Raw genomic sequence first — 20,228 nt, forward strand, 5'->3', positions numbered from 1 at the left:
TTATTCAGATTATTAAAATGAAATATTATCTGACAAAAAATACTTTAGCAAATCATCGAGTAAATGCTTCCATGATTTCCATCTATGGCCGCCTTCAAACTCTATGTAATGATGCGTGAAGTTATTTGCTTCAATAATGGATTTCAGTTCACGGTTAGGCGTTAGAAAATCTGCACGTTTACCGTTTGTTGGTAACTCAAAGTCTTCTTCTTCTAAACCAACAGCATGCCATATTGTTAACTGTTCTTGAAATTGACATCGATCAATTAAAGTCTGAATCACTTCATCATGTTGTGGACTTAATAAACCGACTTGACTAAAAATTCTTGGATAAGATAAAGCAGTCATTAAGGCTACGCTTCCAGCTAAACTATCTCCAAGTAATATACGCGCATTACCTACTTTATATGTAGGAAACGTTCGATCAATGAAAGGTAAAATTTCGTTCGCTACCGCTTTAACTGTTAAATGCGTACGCGCTCCTTGTGGATGAAATTCAGCACGGCGTTTATCAACGTCTTCATAATGAAAGCCAACGAAGATTGCTTTTTCAATTTCATTCGCTTCACGTAGATTTTCATAACTTCTATGAATTCTTCCAAAACTAAAAAAATCTAAACCATCAAAACAAAATACAACTTTATACTTAAATAATTCCGAAAAATCTTTTGGTAAGTAAATAGATAGTGTGACATCTCTTTCTAATAATTCGCTAGGAAAACTAATTTTATTAATTCTTCCTGGTTGAAAATCATACATAAATAATGCGCCCCCTAGTAGTCTTAATGACATTGTACCAAGAGACGCATTATTTTAAAATATTTCAACTTAATTTTTATAAATTGAATACTGAGTTATTCCTCAAAATTTTCTTCTTTTAGGCGTTTAGGATAATCTTTGTGCCAGAAGACAGCATTAGGTAATTTCTTAGGATCTGGTTTATAAATTGCTTTTTTACCTGATCCAAGGTCGTTCTTCTGTTTCTCATAATCTTTCAAAGCGTTAATTGCAGGCTTATGCAATATCCATATAGCAATGATATTTAGCCAAGCCATCATACCTACACCTAAATCACCCATCATCCACGCTAAGTCAGCAGTTTTCACTGCACCATACACTGTAGCTGCAATGAGAACAGTTCTAGTGATATTAATATAAACAAAAGTCATTTTTTTCGAACTTTTTCTAGTTAGATACGTAATATTGGTTTCAGCAATATAGTAATATGCCAATATTGTTGTAAAGGCAAAGAAGAATAATGCAATCGCAATGAAGTATGACCCTATTCCTGAGAATGCAGGATCGAATTGATAACCACTTCCTTGGAAAGCTTTATCAATACTAGCTTGCGCGTACATTGCTGTACCAGAGTAATCTTTATCTCCATTCGACATCTCTACAAAAACACCATTATCTTTAATCAAACTGGATTTACCGTCTGACATGTCAGCATTAACAGTGACATTATATGTACCTGAAAGTAAAATTATTAAACCTGTTGCTGTACACACAAAAAGTGTATCAATATATACTGAGAATGATTGTACTAGACCTTGTTTAGCTGGATGAGATACTTCTGCTGCAGACGCAGCATGTGGCCCCGTTCCTTGACCTGCTTCATTGGAATATAGACCTCTTTTAACACCAATTTCAATCATTGCCCCAACGATCCCACCAAATGCTGCTTCAAACCCAAACGCAGATTTGAATATTAAAGCAAATAGCGCTGGAACTTGTTCAATATTAATAAATATAATAACAACTGCCATTAAAATATATAAAATTGCCATAAACGGCACAACTGCTGTTGCAGCGTTTGCAATCCATTTAATACCACCGAAAATAATTAAAGCAATTAATACTGCCAAAACTGTTGCGACTATCCATGGATCAAAACTAAACGCATTTTTCATTGAACTAGAAATTGCATTGGATTGAACACCTGGTAATAATAACCCTACTGAAATTACTGTTACTACAGCAAAGATTAAACCATAAATTTTACCGAGTTTACCTTTGATACCATATTCGATATAGAATGCTGGTCCACCTCGGTATTGCCCCTTTTCTTCCCTTTTATAAATCTGACCGAGTGTAGATTCAATAAACGCACTACCAGCTCCTAAAAATGCTGATGCCCACATCCAGAATATTGCACCAGGACCACCAATGAATATGGCAGTTGACACCCCTACAATATTACCAGTACCTACACGACCTGCTAATGATAGTGCAATCGCTTGGAAACTGGATATACCTGTAGGTGATTTCTCCCCTTGAAACATTAGACGTATCATTTCTTTAAAATGTCTAACTTGGAAAAAGCGTAACATAAATGAAAATAATACCCCCGTAAGTAACAAACCATAGACTAAAGGCTTGCTCCATACAATATCATACAACCACGTAAGTAAACTCTCTAACATAACGTATCCCCCTTGTTGTACCATTATGTATAATGATATTTTTTATCATTATACACATATAAAATATTCCGCGCAACGCATTTCATAAGTTATCTTTTTCACAATTTATATATTTTCGATTGTGAATTAATAATAAAAATTTTTAATGACTTAAATTCTCCGTTAAAATAATTTTACACTATTTAATGCATTATGTGACTTTACTTAATATTCTATAAAGTTATTTGAATCGATTTAATTATTCATCGAATTGACATCAATTTTTATCTTTTGTTCTGTAGCTATTTGAGATATACTGAATAGTACTTCAAATACGATTTTTTAGGAGGAAAAGTCCTATGCTTAATAAGGTTTGGTTTAGAACAGGTGTTGCCTTGCTCATCCTGTTTTTACTTATCAAATTAGTAATGGAAGTCCATAGTGTATTCACACCATTTATTGTTATTATTCAATCGGTATTGTTACCACTGTTACTTAGCGGCTTCTTATTCTATGTCTGTTTACCTTTTCAAAAAATTCTTGAAAAATACAAAGTTCCACGTTGGGGTAGTATAACAATTATCTTGATTGCGTTAGTTATTATTATAAGCAGCTTTGTAGGTTATATTGCACCGCTGATAATAGATCAAATTTCAAAATTAATTAAACAAATCCCAGCTCTACAAAATGAAATTCAAAGCATTGTTAATTTTGCTTTAGATCAAATGGAAAGATTACCAGCAGATGTAACAGACAGAATTAATAATATGATTAAATCAATGAGCGATGGCGCTACTAGTATATTATCTAATTCATTAGGGTTCGTGACATCATTTATTTCTACTATGTTTCTACTTATCATGGTGCCATTCTTCCTAATTTATATGCTAAAAGACCACGAAAGATTCATTCCTTTTATTGCAAGATTATTTAAAGGGGATAGAAAAGTATTCGTAGTTGAATTATTAAAAGACTTAAATGAAACAGTTAAATCTTATATTCAAGGTCAAGTAACTGTAAGTATTATTTTAGGTGTCATTTTATATATTGGTTATTCTATACTAGGACTTAACTATACATTATTACTTGTTATGTTTGCCTGTCTTGCCAATATGATTCCGTTCTTAGGCCCTTGGATGGCATTTGTACCAGCTGGAATCATTGGCATTATACAAAGTCCAACAATATTTATTTGGGTCTGTATCATTACACTGATTGCACAACAGCTAGAAGGAAATGTCATTACGCCAAATGTTATGGGTAAATCTTTAAACATCCATCCATTAACAGTCATTGTTGTAATTTTAGCAGCAGGTAACCTTGGTGGTTTTGTACTCATTCTTGTTGCAGTGCCACTATATGCTATTATTAAATCTATCGTCCGTAATGTATTCCGGTATAGACAACAGCTTATTGAAACAGCTAATAGTGACGTCAAAGATTAGCTCGTTTATAAAATCAAAACTTCATTGTTATTTAACTAAAAAAGCTGAAAGATTCTTTTAATGTAAAAGACCTTTCAGCTTTTTAGTTTGTCATCGATTTACCATTTTCATAGTTTAAAAAAACACCTCTAACATGCAATGTTAATTTCTACACATTGCATTTTAGAGGTGTTTTGATTATTATTTAACGATATGATAACCACTGTCAACATGAATGTTTTCACCAGTTACTCCACTAGAGAAATCACTTAATAAGTATGCTGCAGTTTTACCTACTTCTTCTTGATCAACATTACGTTTTAATGGTGCGCGTTCTTTTATCTCATTTAAAATCGTATTGAATCCGCCTACACCTTTTGCACTTAAAGTACGTATTGGTCCTGCTGAGATTGCATTTACACGAATATTGTCTTCACCTAAATCTAATGCTAAATAACGGACATTTGCTTCTAAACTTGCTTTAGCAACACCCATAACATTATAATTTTGAACAGCAAATTCTCCACCTAAGTAAGTTGTAGCTACGATACTACCACCTTCAGGCATCAATTTTTTAGCTTCACGTGACACGATTGTTAATGAGTACGAACTTATGTCTTGCGCTAATAAAAAACCATCGCGAGAAGTATCTATGAAACGACCACGTAAATCTTCCATGTTTGCAAAAGCGATTGAGTGATAAACACCATTAATGTTTCCGACTTCTTCGCCAATTTTCGCAAAACCGTCAACAACATCTTCATCTTTTTGAACATCAATTTGGTACATATGATGTGTTTCTTGATTCAGTTGTGCTACTAATTTTTCCAACTCTTTTTTACTTCTATCTTTACGATATGTAAATACTAAATTTGCACCTAATTCATCTAATACTTTAGCTACACCAAATCCGATACTACGTTTATTAGCAATACCCATAATGACAAACGTTTTATTTTCTAAATTAAACATGAGAATAACTCCTTTATTTAAGTTTTCATTTTAAAGCGATTCGAGAAATCATCAGAAAGCTTGGGCTCATTGGCTCAATTCCAATATCCTTTATTTTAACATTGGTTTAATTGTTTAAACAGTTTTTTTGCTATATATAATTTATTTAATAAATATCTACACCTTCTAATGAATAAAAGATATTTTTAACCTATGTATAAAAGTAAGGCGTCAGAGGTATCAAAACATAAAAAGCACTTTTTCAACTTAACGCTATACTTTTTACTAATAATAAAATTCTAATTCACGTTTCAATTCATCCACATATTCTTTAGACCCAGTTACAATCACTCTATCTCTATAACGTAATTGTGTATCACCATGAGGTACGATAGACTCATTATTTCTAATGATACGTACAAAGATAATATCACCATCGAATGGGAAATTACGTAATTGGATTTGGTCATATTGATGATTTAACATTGCAATTTCATATAATGAAGTTTCAACATTACTTAAAAGATTAAGCATGTTTGGTGTTTCAATTAGACCTTTCAGTAATATCTTGTTACTCAAATAGCTACTGAATACTTCTATGCCTTCTCTTTGTAGTTCAATATCACTAGAACTTGATTCTAACCTACAAATCACTCGTTTAACGCCACGTTCTTTAGCCATTAAAGCAACTTTTCGGTTTATATCATCATCATTAGTTGAACAGACTACAATATTTCTTTCAAATAATCCTAAACGTTCCAACAATTCTTCTTCATAATCTGCAATTTCAACCATAGAAATGGCGTCAGAAAGCTTGCGTTTATCACTTAAATCATTTCTATAATAAAGTGAAACTTGATAAAGTTGTGAAGTTAAATTTTGAGCGATAGGTATTGTTAATTGATTTTTACCGATTAAGCTAACTTCAATTTGTCTTGTTGCTTCATCTGGCATTGGGAACATCTTTTTAAAGACAATAGGTACAAATACACATGTAATAACTGCACTTAGTATTAAAATACCTGATATTTCACTAGAAATAGTACCTAATTGTTCAGCAATTTTCGCCGATGCGATTACTAAAGACAATGTTGAAGTTAGTAGAAAGGCCGAAGAAATTGTGGTTTTCATATCAAACCATCTACGTATGTAAAACACAGGAACTAATTTCGAAATTAAAAATGCTAATATTAAAAAGGGTATTATTAATAATAACGAAGGTTCTTTAATTAACTCTGGAATATTTAAATCTACCCCTACCATTATAAAAAATATAGGAATAAAGAAACCATAACCAAATGAGTCTAACTTCTCTACCATATCTTCATCTGGACCTAAGAGTGATACAACGACACCTGCTAAAAATGCCCCAAGTATATTTTCAGCTCCTACGCCTTCTGCTAAAGCTACTAACAAAATAATCAATGCAAAGACTGCACGTATTCCAATTTGTGTCGTACCATCCATCAACATTTGTAGGAACTGCGCTTTCTTAAAGATGCCTCCTAAGAAATAAAAGATTAGCGTAAATACTACTAAACTACCAATTAACCAAAGTGATGTACTACCAGAAGCATGTATCGCACCATAACCTGTAAGTAATATCATTGTCACTAAATCTGCTAATACAGCAACAAGTAAGATAAATTGTCCTATTGTAGTACGCATAATGTTCATTTCTTTTAAAGTTGGTACTACTACACCTAATGAAATTGTTGAAATAATAATTACCATAAGTAAGACGTCATCAATTAAACCAAACCATTTAAACATATAAGCAAATACAATTGAAATAATCATAATAGCCATAAATACAATAACTGCTAATTGTAAATGCCCAGGTTCTTGTTTTTTAGATTTTTCTTCTTGTGCAGTCGAACTTTTATCTTTTTTAAATGCTTTAAAATCTATTTCTAAACCACTTAAAAACATTAAAAAGATAAATCCTAAAGTGGATAAAATATTAAGCATCGCATCGCGTTCTACTAAATTTAAAAATGAGTGACCAATGACGATCCCCATTAATATTTCAGCAACTACGACAGGTAAAAAACTAACACGTAGTCTATTGACTAAAATTGGTGTTAAAAATGCCGCTAATACAACGACAACAAGTGATAGAAATTCCATATAACCCTCCTACGTTAAATAAGCCATAAATGACGTTGCTAAACCAAAATAAATTAACATACTTACAATATCGTTAATTGTTGTAATAAAAGGTCCACTCGCCACTGCGGGGTCGATTTTCAGTTTATCCATAACTAACGGAATCATTGAGCCTACTAATGTACCGACTGTCATTGCTATCGTCAAACTAGCGCCAACAATCACTGCTAATATTGGTTGACCATAAAGTATTATTATAATTAAAAATAGCAATATTGAGCAAATTAAACCACTTAAAAATCCGCTTCCTGTTTCTCTCAATGCTACTTTGAATTTACTTTGCTCGTAAATTTCACCAGTTGAAATATTACGTACAGAAACGGCAAGCGATTGCGTTCCAGAATTACCTGACATCCCACTTATAATGGGAATAAAGGCAGCTAATAATGCCACTTGCGATAAAGTATCTTCAAAAGAGCCTAAAATTGTGGCAGTAATCATACCTAGAAATGTTAATATGATTAACCAAGGCAAGCGTTTTCTAGCTGTTTTTATAATGGAATCATTGGTTGCATCAACATCTGATACACCAGCTAAGCGTGAGTAGTCTTCGCTAGCTTCTTCATCCATAACATCTAAAATATCATCGATAGTAATAATACCAAGTAAATGATCTTGATAATCTACTACAGGCATAGCAATAAAATCATAATCTCTCATTTTTTGAGCAACATCTTCTTGATCATCTGCCGCATTTGCACTGATTACACGTTCACTCATAATATCTTCAATATATGAATCATTTTCAGCCACAATCAAATCTCTTAACGAAAGTACACCTGCGAGTTGTTTATTATCATTCACTGTAAAAATAACATAAATTGTTTCGGCATCTGGTGCTTGTTCTTTTACATGCATCATTGCTTCTTTAACTGGCATTGTCGCTTTTAAAGAAATATACTCTGTCGTCATGATACCACCAGCAGTATCTTCTTCGTAGTGTAGTAATGCTTTGATTTCTTTAGCATCTTCACGTTTCATTAATGTGAGCAAGCTAACAATTTTTTGCTTAGATAACTTATTCATTATATCTACAGCATTATCATAAGACATGTCTTCTAACACTTTACTCGCATATTCGGCATCCATAGTGTCAAAAAGTGATTCATATTCATCTTCGTCAATTTCTAATTGCTCAAAGAAATCAGCTACTTCTTCTGGTGATAATACTTCAAATATTCTTTGTCGAATTTCTTCATCACTGTCTTCAAAGTATTCACTTTGTTCATATGTATGCATCGCTAAGAATTCTTTTCTGAATTCATCGATATGATTTTCAAACAGCAATTTATCTAGCAATGCTTGATCATATACTTGTTCATCTTCTAAAGTGATTGAATCCTTTTCATTAGCCAATAGCCCCACCTCCATGAATGTTAAAAATTATATCATATTAAATATAGATTCTATTGCGCTATAATCATCATTTATTTCAAGCTTTTTATACGTGATTGGATGAATAAAAGACACACGTACACAGCGTAATAATTGATGTGTATATATTGGATGCTTTTCTCCGTATAAATCATCGCCCACGATTGGATGTCCTATATGTTGAAAATGCACACGTATTTGATGTGTCCTACCAGTTAATAAATGTACTTCACTCAAACTATAATCTTCAGAATATTGAAGGCATTTAAAACGTGTTCTCGCTTCTTTACCCTTCACATTGACTTGGCGTTGAATAATACTAGATGGATCCCTTGCAATAGGTGCATCAATTAAGCCTTCACTTTTCAAATTACCATGGCATATACATAAATATCGCTTATCAACCTGTGTTTGAGACATTAGATGATGTATGAATCCATGTTTGGTAAAAATAACGATGCCAGATGTATTCCGATCTATCCGAGTAACGATATGAGGGGTAATTGAGAGGGATGACTGCTTAAAATATCCTAATACTTGTTCGACTAAACTCAAATGTTTATGATCTCTCGAGGGTGCACAATTTTGAAGTGCAGGTTTCGATACAACAAGTAAATATTCATCTTCATATAAGATATTCAATCTATCCGTAAATGGCAGCAAATTCGAACTTGGCGTTTCTTGCCCTAAATGAACTTGAAGCACATCGCCAATTTCCAACTGCTTTCTGACTGTAACTGGCTGTCCGTTAACAACTAAAGCGCCATTATGTTTAATGGCGCTTATAGTCCGCTTAGAATAGTGATTTTTTTGTAAAAATGTTCTTACCAATTCTGGAAATTCAATATCATATGTGAATTTCATTACTCATCTTCCTCACTAGAGATAAAGGAGTCATGTACTCTTTTCCAGAAAGGAAATGGTCTAAATCTAGCAAACCTTACTTTTTCATTTGCTACTCTAAATTGTATAGCATTAACATTTTTATGTTTAATACTTACATGATCAATAGTAGTTAATATCGTGTCATGGTTTACAGGTGTTATCAAACATGTATGGTGTTTCGGCAATACTAAAGGCGAACCTACAGTTCTAAACACTCTATTATTAATTGATGCAATTTCTGCAATTTGCATTGCTTCTAGAGATGGATGAATTAATGCGCCACCTAGGGCTTTGTTATATGCCGTTGAACCTGATGGTGTAGATACACATAAACCATCACCTCTAAATCGTTCAAATTGATTACCTCGTATATTCACATCGACCACTAAAGTAGATCCATTTTCTGTTTTCATAGTTGCTTCGTTTAAAGCTAAATATCTTGTTTCGTAACCATTATCGTTATAACGCACAATAATTTCTAACAAAGGATATTCTATGACTTGGAATTCTGAATTATTAATTTCAATAATTAACTTTTCTACTTCATGTGGTAACCAATCCGCATAAAATCCTAAATGACCAGTATGTACCCCTACAAACGCACAGCGAGATAACATGTGACTATATTGATGGAAAGCTTGTAACAATGTCCCATCACCACCCACTGATATAACTATCTCTGGGTTGTCTGGGTCTTCAACCATTTGAAAATCTTTCATATGGTTAATCATTTTATGTTTCAGTGCATTCGATTTTGAATCACCTTTAGATAATATCGTATAACGCATGATTACACCCCCTAGTCATTATTGTGTTTCTTAGAGCGTTTTTTAGAATAATATTTTTGGGCTTCTTGAATTTCTTCTTTGATTTCCGACATTTCTTCATCAAGTAAAAACGCTGCTTCTGCTGCCCGTTCAAGGCGATGTTGAATCTCAGGTGGGTAATCTCCATCATATTTATAACGTAATGTATGTTCAACAGTGGCCCAAAAGTTCATGGCTAGCGTTCTGATTTGAATTTCTGCTAATATTTTCTTTTCTCCCTTTAGTGTTTCAATAGGATATTCAATAATAACATGGAATGAACGGTAACCACTTTGTTTGGTATTACTAATGTAATCTCGTTCTTCCACAACTTTAAAATCTTCACGTTGTCTTAATAAATTAACTACTACTTCAATGTCATCAACAAATTGACACATTAAGCGTAATCCTGCGATATCATACATTTCTTCATGTAATCGATCAAACGAAATTTGACGCTTATTTGCTTTATCAATAATGCTAGTCATTGGTTTGACACGGCCGGTTACAAATTCAATTGGCGAAGCATTGTCTTCTACTTCGTATTGTTTTCTAAGGCCTTTTAATTTAATTTTCAATTCGTCCACTGCTTGTTTATATGGAGATAAAAATTGATCCCATTGATTCATAATGCCTCACTCCGCTTCACTCTAATTCGAAAGTATCTTCTACAACGGAAACAAACTCTTTACCATAATTTAAATTACCTTGTATGTTATCCAATATGTAATTAAATTCCCTTTCGAACTGCTGTAATTCTAATTTATCATTTACTATTATTTTCTTACCTTTATTTTCATGTAGCATAGACCAAGTTTCTTGAACAAAAATTAAATATGAATACGATTGTCCATCATCCAAGATGTATGCAAAACTATAATTATCACTGTCAACAAGCATTTGTCCTGCTTCTTCCAGACCTTCTGTAGACGCTTCTGTATAACAATTAATACTATCTTCTGTTACTTTAATTTCATTTACATAAATACGCATGCTTGTTCCTCCTTATTCTCCATCATTTTAACATAATTCTATCGTACATAACACGTTACAACTCTAATGTTATGACAACAATTTAGCATAATACCTGAAGTATTTTTAATTTTAAAATGCAGTTCAATTTAAATTATGTCGTAAGTGTTTTAAAATAAATCATTATATGCTTAAAAGGAGTGTTTCTCGTGGCAACTAACAATGAAATTGAATTCAAACAATTATTATCTCAATCACAGTACCAATCTATATATAATAAGTATTTCCCAGAGATGCAACCCTTCAGTCAGACAAACTATTATATAGATACTGAGCAATTTGATTTACGCTCGCATAAGTCTGCATTGAGAATACGCGTAAAAGATGATTACTATGAAATGACCTTAAAGGTACCTGCCGAAGTTGGCTTGATGGAATATAATTTTGAAACACATGTTATACCCGAACTAAATAAAGAATTAGTCGCGAATGATTTACCATTAGAAATCACCGAACAATTAAATAAAATGAATGTTGACGTTAATCAGCTTGTGATTCTTGGTGCTTTGACTACTTCACGTTTAGAAAAAGAAGTTCAAGGCAATTTACTCGTCTTAGATAAAAGTGACTATTTAAATTATCAAGACTATGAATTGGAATATGAAGTTGAAGATTATGATGATGGTTTAATTCAATTTAAAATGATTCTTGAAGCATTCGACATTAAACATGAAACACCCGAAAATAAAGTTCAAAGATTTTTCAATCGTAAATCAAATTTGAACAATAACTAATTGTACGCAAGTTTAAAAAGTCGAATTACTTCCAAATGTAAATATTCGTGTTATATTAGTTATATATTAAGAGAATATGGTGATAAAATGGCACAGACACCTTACGAAATCATTGGACATGACGCATTATATAAGATGATTGACCATTTCTATTTCTTAGTGGAAAAAGACGACAGAATTAACCATTTGTTTCCTGGAGATTTTCAAGAAACAAGTAGAAAACAAAAACAATTCTTGACTCAATTTTTAGGTGGACCAAGCCTTTATTCAGAAGAACATGGTCATCCAATGTTAAAAAGACGTCATATGGAGTTTATAATAACAAACAACGAACGCGACGCATGGCTCGAAAATATGTATAGTGCTATTCAGCATGCAGATTTCCAAGCGGGTGTCGGCGATTATTTGTATGAAAGATTACGTTTAACAGCGAATCATATTGTTAATACCGAAAACTAATTGTAGGTGAAATGTACATGACTGAAGAATTAAAATTAATACACGCTAATAGTCGTGAAGATGCGAATCTTTCACCTGTGAGTAAGATAGAAATTTATTCTTTTTTCGACCCATTCAGTAAAGATTGCTTTAAATTGTCAGCAATTCTCTCCAAATTGCGTATAGAGTATAAGCAATATATCAGTATAAGACATATATTAAATCCATCTTTACGTGTCTTAACTAAATGCCAAGCGCAAAGCACATCGGACTTAGATAATATTGCGCTCGCATATAAGGCTGCTGAACTTCAAGGACGCTTACGTGCAGAACGTTTTATACACCTTGTACAAAATGAAATTATACCAAAACGAGATATAATCACTGAATCAATGGTCAATAATTGCATAAGTAACGCAGGATTAGATTACGAAGTCTTTAAAGAAGATTTGCATAGTAGCTATTTAAAAGAAAGCTTACAAGTAGACTTGCATATTGCACGAGAAATGGAGATTGAAGAAGCACCTTCACTCGTATTCTTTAACGAAGACGTTCACGAAGAAGGTTTGAAAGTTGAAGGTCTATATCCTTATCACATCTATACGTATATCATAAATGAACTAATTGGAACACCTATTGAAAAAAAATTACCGCCTACACTAGAAGGTTATATACAACAACAGCAATTAGTTACTAAAGAAGAGTTACTTACCATTTATGAATGGCCTGAAAAATTAATGAATAAAGAGCTTAAAAAATTAGCACTGCAACAAAAGATAGAAAAACTTAAATCTCCAGATGGAAAATTTTGGAGATCTAAAATTTGAATGTGCAATAAACAGATAACCACATTTTTTAATAAATAAAAAGATAGCCCTAAAGGCTATCTCAGAATGCCAACAAAGTCTCAGGCTTTGTTGGCATTTTTTTGTGCATGCTTTTCGCTAGCACAGCTTCACTCTATAATCTTCTTCTAGTGCTTTTCCGCAAGTATCGGTCCAAATCACCATTTATATTTCAGGAGTGGGACATACCACATGTCTCGACCTCAATTTTTATATTGGCAGTGGTTGACTGAATTCAAAATGCGCTTATATCAAGCTTTTAAAGAACTGCTACTTCATTTTTGAAGACAAGTAGTTCTTATGCAAGAGATTAAGTTCTTGTATTCCATTTTCTAGTCAGCTGAGCGAGGCTAGGACAGAAATTTAAATTTTATTAGAAAATTTAAATTTCTGTCCCACTCTCATCTCACTATAGTTTTCATTATTATTTTATTTCGCAAATACAGCAAAACGTTGTTGGATGTGTTGTGCTTCTAATACTTCATCTACCATTGCTTGAGCAAAATCTGCATAACTTACTTTTGAACCAATAACTTCGTCTGCACTCAATTTATATTCTCCAGTTTTCTCACCATCATATTGAAAAACTGGCGCTGGACAAACAAATGTCCATTTTACATCTTTTCGTTTTTGTATTTCTTCTAGTGTTTTGATTTGTGCTTGGCTAATCTTTTTAAATTGTTCAGGAAAATCCGGTGAGTCTATCAACTTCAGCGTATGTGCTTCATCTACATATAAACTACCTGCCCCGCCAATAATTAACAAACGCTTGTTGCTGTTGCTTACTAAATCACCTAGATGTTTCATTGATTTACTATGTTCATCTAATTTATTTTCATCAGATTGTCCAAAAGCATCGATAAGTACGTCAAATTCTGCAATGTCAGCCGTTGTTAAATCGAACAAATCTTTTTGAATCACTTGATCTGTTACTGTTTTATTTGAACTTCTTACAATGGCAGTAACATCTAAGCCTCTATCGTAAGCTTCTTTCGTAATGAGTTGCCCTGCTTTACCATTTGCTGCTACAACTGCTAATTTCATATATTCAGCCTCTTCCTTGTATTTATTTTAAGTACAAGTTAATTTTATAGTTTTACTTTTTTAAAGTCAAACGAATAGTTATTCATATTTTTGAATTTAATTAAAAAAGGGTATAAAAAAACACCGTGTCTGATTACACGGCGCTAAACAAAGGGGATGGGAGAAATTTTCTCACTTCAAACAAAGGGGTATGTTTGTTATGTGATTAATTTCATGTTTATAATATAACACGCTAAAATGCGTCTTTCAACCTTTTAGATTAAATAAAATCACTTTGTCACAAACTTGTCATATTGAAAACGAATACATTCACACTAAGCTTTCATAAGCTTTTCAAAAGCGTCTAATTTTTGTTCAAATACTTGGCAAGCTTGTTCAATTGGTTCAGGAGTTGTCATATCTACACCTGCATTTTTAAGTATTTCAATTGGGTAATCTGAGCTGCCTTTTTTCAAGAATTCATTAATATATCTATCTACTGCTGGTTGGCCTTCAGTCAAAATTTGACGACTTAAACTTTGAGCCGCACTATATCCTGTTGCATATTGATACACATAATAATTCATATAGAAGTGAGGTATTCTTGACCATTCTTTACTAATATCTTCATCTGTTTCAACAGAATCACCAAAATATTGTCTATTCAGTTCTGCGTATTCTTCATTCATACGGTTTGCTGTAAGTGGCTCTCCTGCTTCTTCGATTTGATGAATCTTATGCTCAAATTCAGCAAACATTGTTTGTCTAAATAACGTTGCACGGAAACGTTCAAGCTCTTGATTAAGTAATAATAGTCTACGCTCATCATCTAAATGTTTGTCCATATAGTCGCTTAACAATGCCTCATTACATGTAGAAGCTACTTCTGCTACAAATATTGTATAACCACTTGAATTGGCTGGTTGGTTTTGACGACTGAAATAACTATGTGCAGAGTGTCCAAATTCATGCACTAATGTATATAAATCGCTCACTGTATTAGACCAATTTAATAATATAAAAGGATTAGTTAAATGCGCACCTGAAGAATAACCACCTGAACGTTTCCCTTTATTTTCGTATACGTCTACCCAACGATGATTTAACCCTTCTTCAACAACTTTCATATACTCTTCTCCCATAGGTTGTAAAGCTTTTACCATCCAATCTTTAGCTTCTTCATATGGCATTTCAAATTTCACATCTTTAACTAAAGGTGTATAAAGATCGTACATCTTCATATCTTCTAATCCTAATAAGTCTTTACGTAATTTCGTATAGCGATGTAATAATGGTAAGTAGTTATGCACAGTTTTAACTAAATTATCATATACTTCTTCTGGTATATGATTATTACTTAATGCTGCTGCTCTTGCAGTTTCATAATTATGTGTTTTGGCATTAAACACATTCTTTTTCACTTCACCAGCTAAAGTTGCGCTTAATGTATTGTTATAAGCACCATAGGCTTTATATAAATTTTCAAATGCAGATTTACGTAAAATACGATCATCTGATTCTAAACATTTTATAAACGTGCCTTGAGTTAATGAATGATGATTGCCATCTTTATCAATGGCATCCTCAAATTCTAAATCAGCGTTACTAAACATACCATATACATTATCTGCTGTTGATAAGGCATCTTGTGCTTCAGTAAGTAATTTTTCTTTATCTGCACTTAAAACATGAGGTCGTTTTTCATTAATCAATTTCAAATCAAATGCGTAACGTTTTAAATCATCATTAGATTCAATAAAATTTTGGATTTGTGCTTCATCAATTTGTAAAATTTCTGGAACTAAGAAACTCCATCCAGAACTAAATTTAATAATAAGTTGATGCGCACGTGATTCGTACCCAGTGTACTTATCATTTGCAGTGTCTTGATCTTGTTTTAAATGTGCATATACATATACTTTTTCTAATTGAGAACCTAGTTCGTCTTCTAAAGCTAACGCGTTATAAAGTGTTTCTGCACTATCAGCTAAATGACCTCTAAATTGTTCTTCTTGTCCTATGTTATTTTCCACTTCTTTAAATGCTGCTTCAAAAGCTTCATCTGATTCGAAAATAGTAGTTAAGTCCCAAGTATATTCAGGGTACTTACGTTCTTGTTCTTCTCTTGTTAATTGTTCAGTCATAATATTAAGTAAACCTCCTATAAAGTTCATTATTATAATTTTCTCACGTAACAATCATTTTTGCACGTTATTAAGTCCAATGCTATAATTCAATTGTTGAAATTTTCTAACCATTTCACTAGCAATTTCTTCCTTATTAATATCACCTATATAAAATTCATTATACTCAATTAGTTTTATAAAATCACTTAACTTAAATTGTAAATGTGCTAGCATAAATAGAAGTTGTAATTGCCAATATACCGGATGAGATTTCACATATAATTGCTCTGGGAAAATTATGCCAAGGTGTTTACTTATCCATGCTTCTGATAATTGTAATTGGTACATAACGCTAAGGCTCGGCTCGAGTACCGAACGCCTATTACGACAATGCTTCAAGTATTTAGTAATTGCAGTTCCACTTAATTTTAAAGTTAAATTGTTATGTTGAATATTTACGTGAGTCGAAGTATGTATCAAAGTATCATTTGAAACAATCTCCCTTATCGCAACATAACGTTTGCCTCCTAGATATTGTAAAATCTTATATCTGTACAGTTGTTGGGTGTAACTATTCCAAGCAAATAAATGGCGCTCTTTCAAATTAATATAAGTCCGTTCATAAGTTGTAAGCATTAAAATTTGTGTTACCTTATCATAACTTGGATTATTAATAATCCACACAACATCTAGTCCACATTTTTGTAAGGATATACTGCGTTTTTTTATATTTAATATCGTAATTCGTGAAAATTGTATTTCAATTGCTACACTGTGATTTATGATTAAATCAGGATATTGATAACATTTTGTTATATAAGGTTCTATGGCAACATCATAATTATATTTTTCAAACCATTGAGCAAGCTGGTATTTAAGTCGATAGTGTTCATAAGTTTCTCCTTTATTGCATGTAAGCCCCCTTTCACTTACATGGGCAAAATGAGGTGCAATGAACTGGCCCTTTTTAAATATAACCTTATTATGACAATGCGGACACGTATATTGATGCCCTTTATGAGCAATCATTGCTGATATGATTTGGTTTCTTTCATTTTTTGCACATAACAAAATTTTATCACCTCATTTTATTACACTGTTACTAACGCATAATTACTTTTAAAATATAGTAATAATAGAAACTTACTTATATACCTCTAACAATTGAACATTAAATAAAAAAGAGTACACAAAAAGACCTACTGAAAATTAAATTTCAATAGGCCTCAATTTTAAATTCAAAACATTTACATTATTCTGTCGCACTTGGGAAATAACGACGTACTTGTGACGCAACATTATGACTCATAATAATTTTTGCATAGTCGTTTAAATATACTTCTGATTTGTCAGTAGGATATGCGAATTCAAGTAATTGACTATAACTATCATTAATTGATTCTTGATCCACTGTTTCATCAAAATGAACAGCATAGTAGTATATATTATTAAAACTGTATAATAAATCTTCAAAGTCATCTATTGATTGATTATTGTGATGTGCATAATCAATCACTTCTTCTAAATCGTTAAATCTAACAATCACTGTACGTGTGCTTTGTTGTTTATGGTCGTTATTATCTTGGTTGTGGTTGCTTTCTTTTTGTTGTTGACGTTGTTCAAATAAATCTTCTAAACTATCATCTTGATCAAACGTCTGTGATAATAAATCATTTACTTGATAATCAAGTTGTTCATTATCACCATTCTCTGACATATTAATAAGATCTTCATTTTTAGATTTAGATATTGTTACTTCAACACCTTTTTCAAAAGCATGTACTTGTATCCATAAAGGTCCTTCAACTACAAAATCTTCTTCTTCGTTGATTTCTTCCATCATGTTCCAAAAGAACTCTTCACCACGCTTACGATTTGTCCATAAATCCTCACGTTTAAAACCTCTAGCCTCTATATCACTATATGTTATAAATAATTTAACAGTAGTATCGTCAACACGCTCTATTCTCATATCATCTCACTCCTTACAGTCGATGAATAGTAATCATTATTGTATTAGAACGTAGTAATAATTACAATTGATTTGTTTCATTGATTTTTACTATTTCCTAATTGGTCTCTTATATTAACACATACCCTAACATAAGCCAAAAAAACAGCACTAATTACCAAGTGCTGTTTCGCATTTATCATTCTTTAATCAAATGACCAATTGTTTATAAAAGTATTGAAATATAAAACAATCGGTTCGTTTGACTTCACTCTGAGTCTATTTGTTATGCTAAATATAATAAAGCCATAAAGCAACATCATAAGCATGCTACTTTATGGCCAATATTGTAATTTGTTTTAGTCAACCATACGTTGCGCTTCTTGTAATTGGAACGTACGTACTTTTCTTGGTAAGAAACGTCTGATTTCGTCTTCGTTATAACCAACTTGTAAACGTTTTTCGTCTAAAATAATTGGACGACGTAATAAACCAGGGTTATCTTGAATAATTGAATATAAATCTTGAAGCGGTAATGCGTCTATATCAACGTTTAACTTTTGGTAAGTCTTAGAACGTGTAGATATAATTTCATCTGTTCCGTCTTCAGTCATTTTTAAAATTTGTTTGATTTCGTCAATTGTTAAGTGTTCTGAAAAAATGTTACGCTCCGTATACGGAATGTCATGTTCTTGTAACCATGCTTTCGCTTTACGGCAAGATGTGCAACTTGGTGAAGTAAATAATGTTACCATACATCTCACTCTCCTATTTTTCATGAATTTAAATTCATTAGATTTCAATATTTATATGATCAAGAAACTTTTAAGTAAACTTCGTCTTCCTTAACCTTACAATCAAAGTATACCCTTTCAACATTAAAATTAAATGAGAATTCTTTAATTTTTATCAAAAAATTTAAAATAAAACCATTTCTCAATAAATTCAGGTAGAAATATTGATATGTCTATAGTTTAACATAAATTACAAATGATTGAAATACTGTTATAATGTAGGTAATATATATTAAATTAAATTTTAGAAGGTAGGCATCTAAAAATGGAAACATTATTTTCAGGTATCCAGCCCAGTGGTATTCCAACACTTGGTAATTACATTGGTGCATTGAAACAATTTAGTGAAGTCCAAGACGATTACAATTGTTTCTTCTGCATCGTGGATCAGCACGCAATTACTGTTCCACAAGATCGTTTGAAGTTACGTAAACAAACAAGACAGCTTGCAGCGATTTATTTAGCTTCTGGTATCGACCCAGAGAAATCCACATTATTCATACAATCAGAAGTACCAGCGCATATACAGGCGAGTTGGATGCTCACTACGATCTCTTCTATTGGAGAATTGGAACGTATGACACAATTTAAAGACAAAGCTACTAAACAAACTGAAGGCGTTCCAGCAGGTTTACTTACATATCCACCGTTAATGGCTGCAGACATCATAATCTATAACACGAATATTGTTCCTGTGGGCGACGATCAAAAGCAACATATAGAATTAACTAGAAATTTAGTAGACAGATTTAATTCTCGCTTTAACGATATATTAATCAAACCTGAAATACGCATACCAAAAGTTGGTGGCCGTGTCATGAGTTTACAGGATCCGACTAGAAAAATGAGTAAAAGTGATGATAATCAAAAGAACTTCATTTCCTTACTTGATCAACCAAATACTGCAGCTAAAAAAATCAAAAGTGCAGTAACTGATTCAGATGGTATTATAAAATTTGATAGAGATAACAAACCTGGTATTTCTAATTTATTATCCATTTATTCTAGTTTAACGGATGAATCTCTAGAATCATTACAACTTAAATATAAAGACTCTAATTATGGTGTGTTTAAATCAGATTTAGCAGAAATCGTAAAAACATTCTTAACAGATTTTCAAGAAAAATATGAGTACTATTTTAATTCAGATGAATTAGATACTATTTTAGATAATGGTAGAGATAAAGCACAAAAAGTTTCTTTCAAAACATTGAAGAAAATGGAAAAAGCTATGGGCTTAGGTCGTAAAAGATAATTATAACAGGCACATT

The 20,228-nt window shown here is 32.2% G+C and carries 19 protein-coding genes; 5 read left to right on the plus strand and 14 right to left on the minus strand.

Annotated elements, in window-relative coordinates:
* Nucleotides 1–12 precede the first annotated feature (12 nt).
* Together SOJ_RS10550 and SOJ_RS10555 are read right to left on the minus strand one after the other, a co-directional pair.
* Nucleotides 13–759 (minus strand): esterase family protein, encoded by a 747-nt coding sequence (locus SOJ_RS10550; RefSeq protein WP_002508085.1) that lies wholly within the window; start codon nt 757–759, stop codon nt 13–15.
* A gap of 95 nt (nt 760–854) precedes the next feature.
* On the minus strand, nt 855–2,426 hold the full coding sequence (locus SOJ_RS10555; protein ID WP_002508086.1) for an alanine/glycine:cation symporter family protein: 1,572 nt from the start codon (nt 2,424–2,426) through the stop codon (nt 855–857).
* A gap of 338 nt (nt 2,427–2,764) precedes the next feature.
* Here SOJ_RS10555 and cozEa point away from each other — a divergent pair, with 338 nt between their 5' ends.
* The gene (gene cozEa, locus SOJ_RS10560) at nt 2,765–3,850 is read left to right on the plus strand and encodes a lipoteichoic acid biosynthesis protein CozEa (RefSeq protein ID WP_002508087.1); all 1,086 of its coding nucleotides are present in this window, start codon (nt 2,765–2,767) and stop codon (nt 3,848–3,850) included.
* Nucleotides 3,851–4,030: 180 nt separating this feature from the next.
* Here cozEa and fabI read toward each other — a convergent pair whose 3' ends face one another.
* The 7 genes from fabI to SOJ_RS10595 all read right to left on the minus strand — a co-directional run bounded on the left by fabI (nt 4,031) and on the right by SOJ_RS10595 (nt 11,007).
* On the minus strand, nt 4,031–4,801 hold the full coding sequence (gene fabI, locus SOJ_RS10565; RefSeq protein ID WP_002508088.1) for an enoyl-ACP reductase FabI: 771 nt from the start codon (nt 4,799–4,801) through the stop codon (nt 4,031–4,033).
* Between the two features lie 264 nt (nt 4,802–5,065).
* Complete coding sequence (locus tag SOJ_RS10570) at nt 5,066–6,910, minus strand: monovalent cation:proton antiporter family protein (RefSeq protein ID WP_002508089.1); 1,845 nt, start codon at nt 6,908–6,910, stop codon at nt 5,066–5,068.
* Nucleotides 6,911–6,919: 9 nt separating this feature from the next.
* The gene (gene mgtE / locus SOJ_RS10575; protein WP_002508090.1) at nt 6,920–8,305 is read right to left on the minus strand and encodes a magnesium transporter; all 1,386 of its coding nucleotides are present in this window, start codon (nt 8,303–8,305) and stop codon (nt 6,920–6,922) included.
* Nucleotides 8,306–8,332: 27 nt separating this feature from the next.
* Nucleotides 8,333–9,187, minus strand: coding sequence for an RluA family pseudouridine synthase (locus SOJ_RS10580; protein ID WP_002508091.1), 855 nt, complete (start codon nt 9,185–9,187; stop codon nt 8,333–8,335).
* Nucleotides 9,187–9,996 (minus strand): NAD kinase, encoded by an 810-nt coding sequence (locus SOJ_RS10585; RefSeq protein WP_002508092.1) that lies wholly within the window; start codon nt 9,994–9,996, stop codon nt 9,187–9,189. Before SOJ_RS10585 ends, SOJ_RS10580 begins: the two co-directional genes overlap by 1 nt.
* Nucleotides 9,997–10,007: 11 nt before the next feature.
* Nucleotides 10,008–10,643 (minus strand): GTP pyrophosphokinase, encoded by a 636-nt coding sequence (locus tag SOJ_RS10590; RefSeq protein WP_002508093.1) that lies wholly within the window; start codon nt 10,641–10,643, stop codon nt 10,008–10,010.
* Nucleotides 10,644–10,659: 16 nt separating this feature from the next.
* The gene (locus SOJ_RS10595; RefSeq protein ID WP_002508094.1) at nt 10,660–11,007 is read right to left on the minus strand and encodes a hypothetical protein; all 348 of its coding nucleotides are present in this window, start codon (nt 11,005–11,007) and stop codon (nt 10,660–10,662) included.
* 188 nt (nt 11,008–11,195) lie between these two features.
* Here SOJ_RS10595 and SOJ_RS10600 point away from each other — a divergent pair, with 188 nt between their 5' ends.
* The 3 genes from SOJ_RS10600 (at nt 11,196) to yjbH (ending at nt 13,045) form a co-directional block, all read left to right on the plus strand.
* Nucleotides 11,196–11,780, plus strand: coding sequence for a CYTH domain-containing protein (locus SOJ_RS10600; RefSeq protein WP_002508095.1), 585 nt, complete (start codon nt 11,196–11,198; stop codon nt 11,778–11,780).
* Nucleotides 11,781–11,867: 87 nt separating this feature from the next.
* Nucleotides 11,868–12,239 carry a truncated hemoglobin YjbI gene (locus SOJ_RS10605; RefSeq protein ID WP_002508096.1) on the plus strand — a complete coding sequence of 124 codons (372 nt, stop codon included), beginning with the start codon at nt 11,868–11,870 and terminating at the stop codon, nt 12,237–12,239.
* Nucleotides 12,240–12,256: 17 nt separating this feature from the next.
* The gene (yjbH, locus tag SOJ_RS10610; RefSeq protein WP_002508097.1) at nt 12,257–13,045 is read left to right on the plus strand and encodes a protease adaptor protein YjbH; all 789 of its coding nucleotides are present in this window, start codon (nt 12,257–12,259) and stop codon (nt 13,043–13,045) included.
* 447 nt (nt 13,046–13,492) lie between these two features.
* On the opposite strand, the gene SOJ_RS10615 is transcribed toward yjbH, so the two are convergent.
* From SOJ_RS10615 to spxA, 5 genes are all read right to left on the minus strand, one after another.
* Nucleotides 13,493–14,107 (minus strand): NAD(P)-dependent oxidoreductase, encoded by a 615-nt coding sequence (locus SOJ_RS10615; protein WP_002508098.1) that lies wholly within the window; start codon nt 14,105–14,107, stop codon nt 13,493–13,495.
* Between the two features lie 314 nt (nt 14,108–14,421).
* On the minus strand, nt 14,422–16,230 hold the full coding sequence (gene pepF / locus SOJ_RS10620; RefSeq protein WP_002508099.1) for an oligoendopeptidase F: 1,809 nt from the start codon (nt 16,228–16,230) through the stop codon (nt 14,422–14,424).
* Nucleotides 16,231–16,284: 54 nt separating this feature from the next.
* On the minus strand, nt 16,285–17,283 hold the full coding sequence (locus tag SOJ_RS10625) for a competence protein CoiA (protein WP_002508100.1): 999 nt from the start codon (nt 17,281–17,283) through the stop codon (nt 16,285–16,287).
* Between the two features lie 181 nt (nt 17,284–17,464).
* Nucleotides 17,465–18,184, minus strand: coding sequence for an adaptor protein MecA (gene mecA / locus SOJ_RS10630; RefSeq protein WP_002508101.1), 720 nt, complete (start codon nt 18,182–18,184; stop codon nt 17,465–17,467).
* Nucleotides 18,185–18,522: 338 nt separating this feature from the next.
* Complete coding sequence (gene spxA, locus SOJ_RS10635; protein ID WP_002483765.1) at nt 18,523–18,918, minus strand: transcriptional regulator SpxA; 396 nt, start codon at nt 18,916–18,918, stop codon at nt 18,523–18,525.
* A gap of 304 nt (nt 18,919–19,222) precedes the next feature.
* On the opposite strand from spxA, the gene trpS reads away from it, so the two are divergent.
* Entirely contained in the window at nt 19,223–20,212 is a 990-nt protein-coding gene (gene trpS, locus SOJ_RS10640; protein ID WP_002508102.1) for a tryptophan--tRNA ligase, read from the plus strand.
* The last annotated feature ends 16 nt before the right edge of the window (nt 20,213–20,228 follow it).

It is taken from the genome of Staphylococcus sp. OJ82 (genome assembly GCF_000294465.1).
Lineage (GTDB): Bacteria > Bacillota > Bacilli > Staphylococcales > Staphylococcaceae > Staphylococcus > Staphylococcus equorum.

Coding starts and splice junctions, on each gene's coding strand:
- SOJ_RS10550 (WP_002508085.1), bottom strand. CDS start 759: ATGTATGATTTTCAACCAGGAAGAATTAATAAAATTAGTTTTCCTAGC.
- SOJ_RS10555 (WP_002508086.1), bottom strand. CDS start 2,426: ATGTTAGAGAGTTTACTTACGTGGTTGTATGATATTGTATGGAGCAAG.
- cozEa (WP_002508087.1), top strand. CDS start 2,765: ATGCTTAATAAGGTTTGGTTTAGAACAGGTGTTGCCTTGCTCATCCTG.
- fabI (WP_002508088.1), bottom strand. CDS start 4,801: ATGTTTAATTTAGAAAATAAAACGTTTGTCATTATGGGTATTGCTAAT.
- SOJ_RS10570 (WP_002508089.1), bottom strand. CDS start 6,910: ATGGAATTTCTATCACTTGTTGTCGTTGTATTAGCGGCATTTTTAACA.
- SOJ_RS10580 (WP_002508091.1), bottom strand. CDS start 9,187: ATGAAATTCACATATGATATTGAATTTCCAGAATTGGTAAGAACATTT.
- SOJ_RS10585 (WP_002508092.1), bottom strand. CDS start 9,996: ATGCGTTATACGATATTATCTAAAGGTGATTCAAAATCGAATGCACTG.
- SOJ_RS10590 (WP_002508093.1), bottom strand. CDS start 10,643: ATGAATCAATGGGATCAATTTTTATCTCCATATAAACAAGCAGTGGAC.
- SOJ_RS10595 (WP_002508094.1), bottom strand. CDS start 11,007: ATGCGTATTTATGTAAATGAAATTAAAGTAACAGAAGATAGTATTAAT.
- SOJ_RS10605 (WP_002508096.1), top strand. CDS start 11,868: ATGGCACAGACACCTTACGAAATCATTGGACATGACGCATTATATAAG.
- yjbH (WP_002508097.1), top strand. CDS start 12,257: ATGACTGAAGAATTAAAATTAATACACGCTAATAGTCGTGAAGATGCG.
- SOJ_RS10615 (WP_002508098.1), bottom strand. CDS start 14,107: ATGAAATTAGCAGTTGTAGCAGCAAATGGTAAAGCAGGGCAACTCATT.
- pepF (WP_002508099.1), bottom strand. CDS start 16,230: ATGACTGAACAATTAACAAGAGAAGAACAAGAACGTAAGTACCCTGAA.
- mecA (WP_002508101.1), bottom strand. CDS start 18,184: ATGAGAATAGAGCGTGTTGACGATACTACTGTTAAATTATTTATAACA.
- spxA (WP_002483765.1), bottom strand. CDS start 18,918: ATGGTAACATTATTTACTTCACCAAGTTGCACATCTTGCCGTAAAGCG.
- trpS (WP_002508102.1), top strand. CDS start 19,223: ATGGAAACATTATTTTCAGGTATCCAGCCCAGTGGTATTCCAACACTT.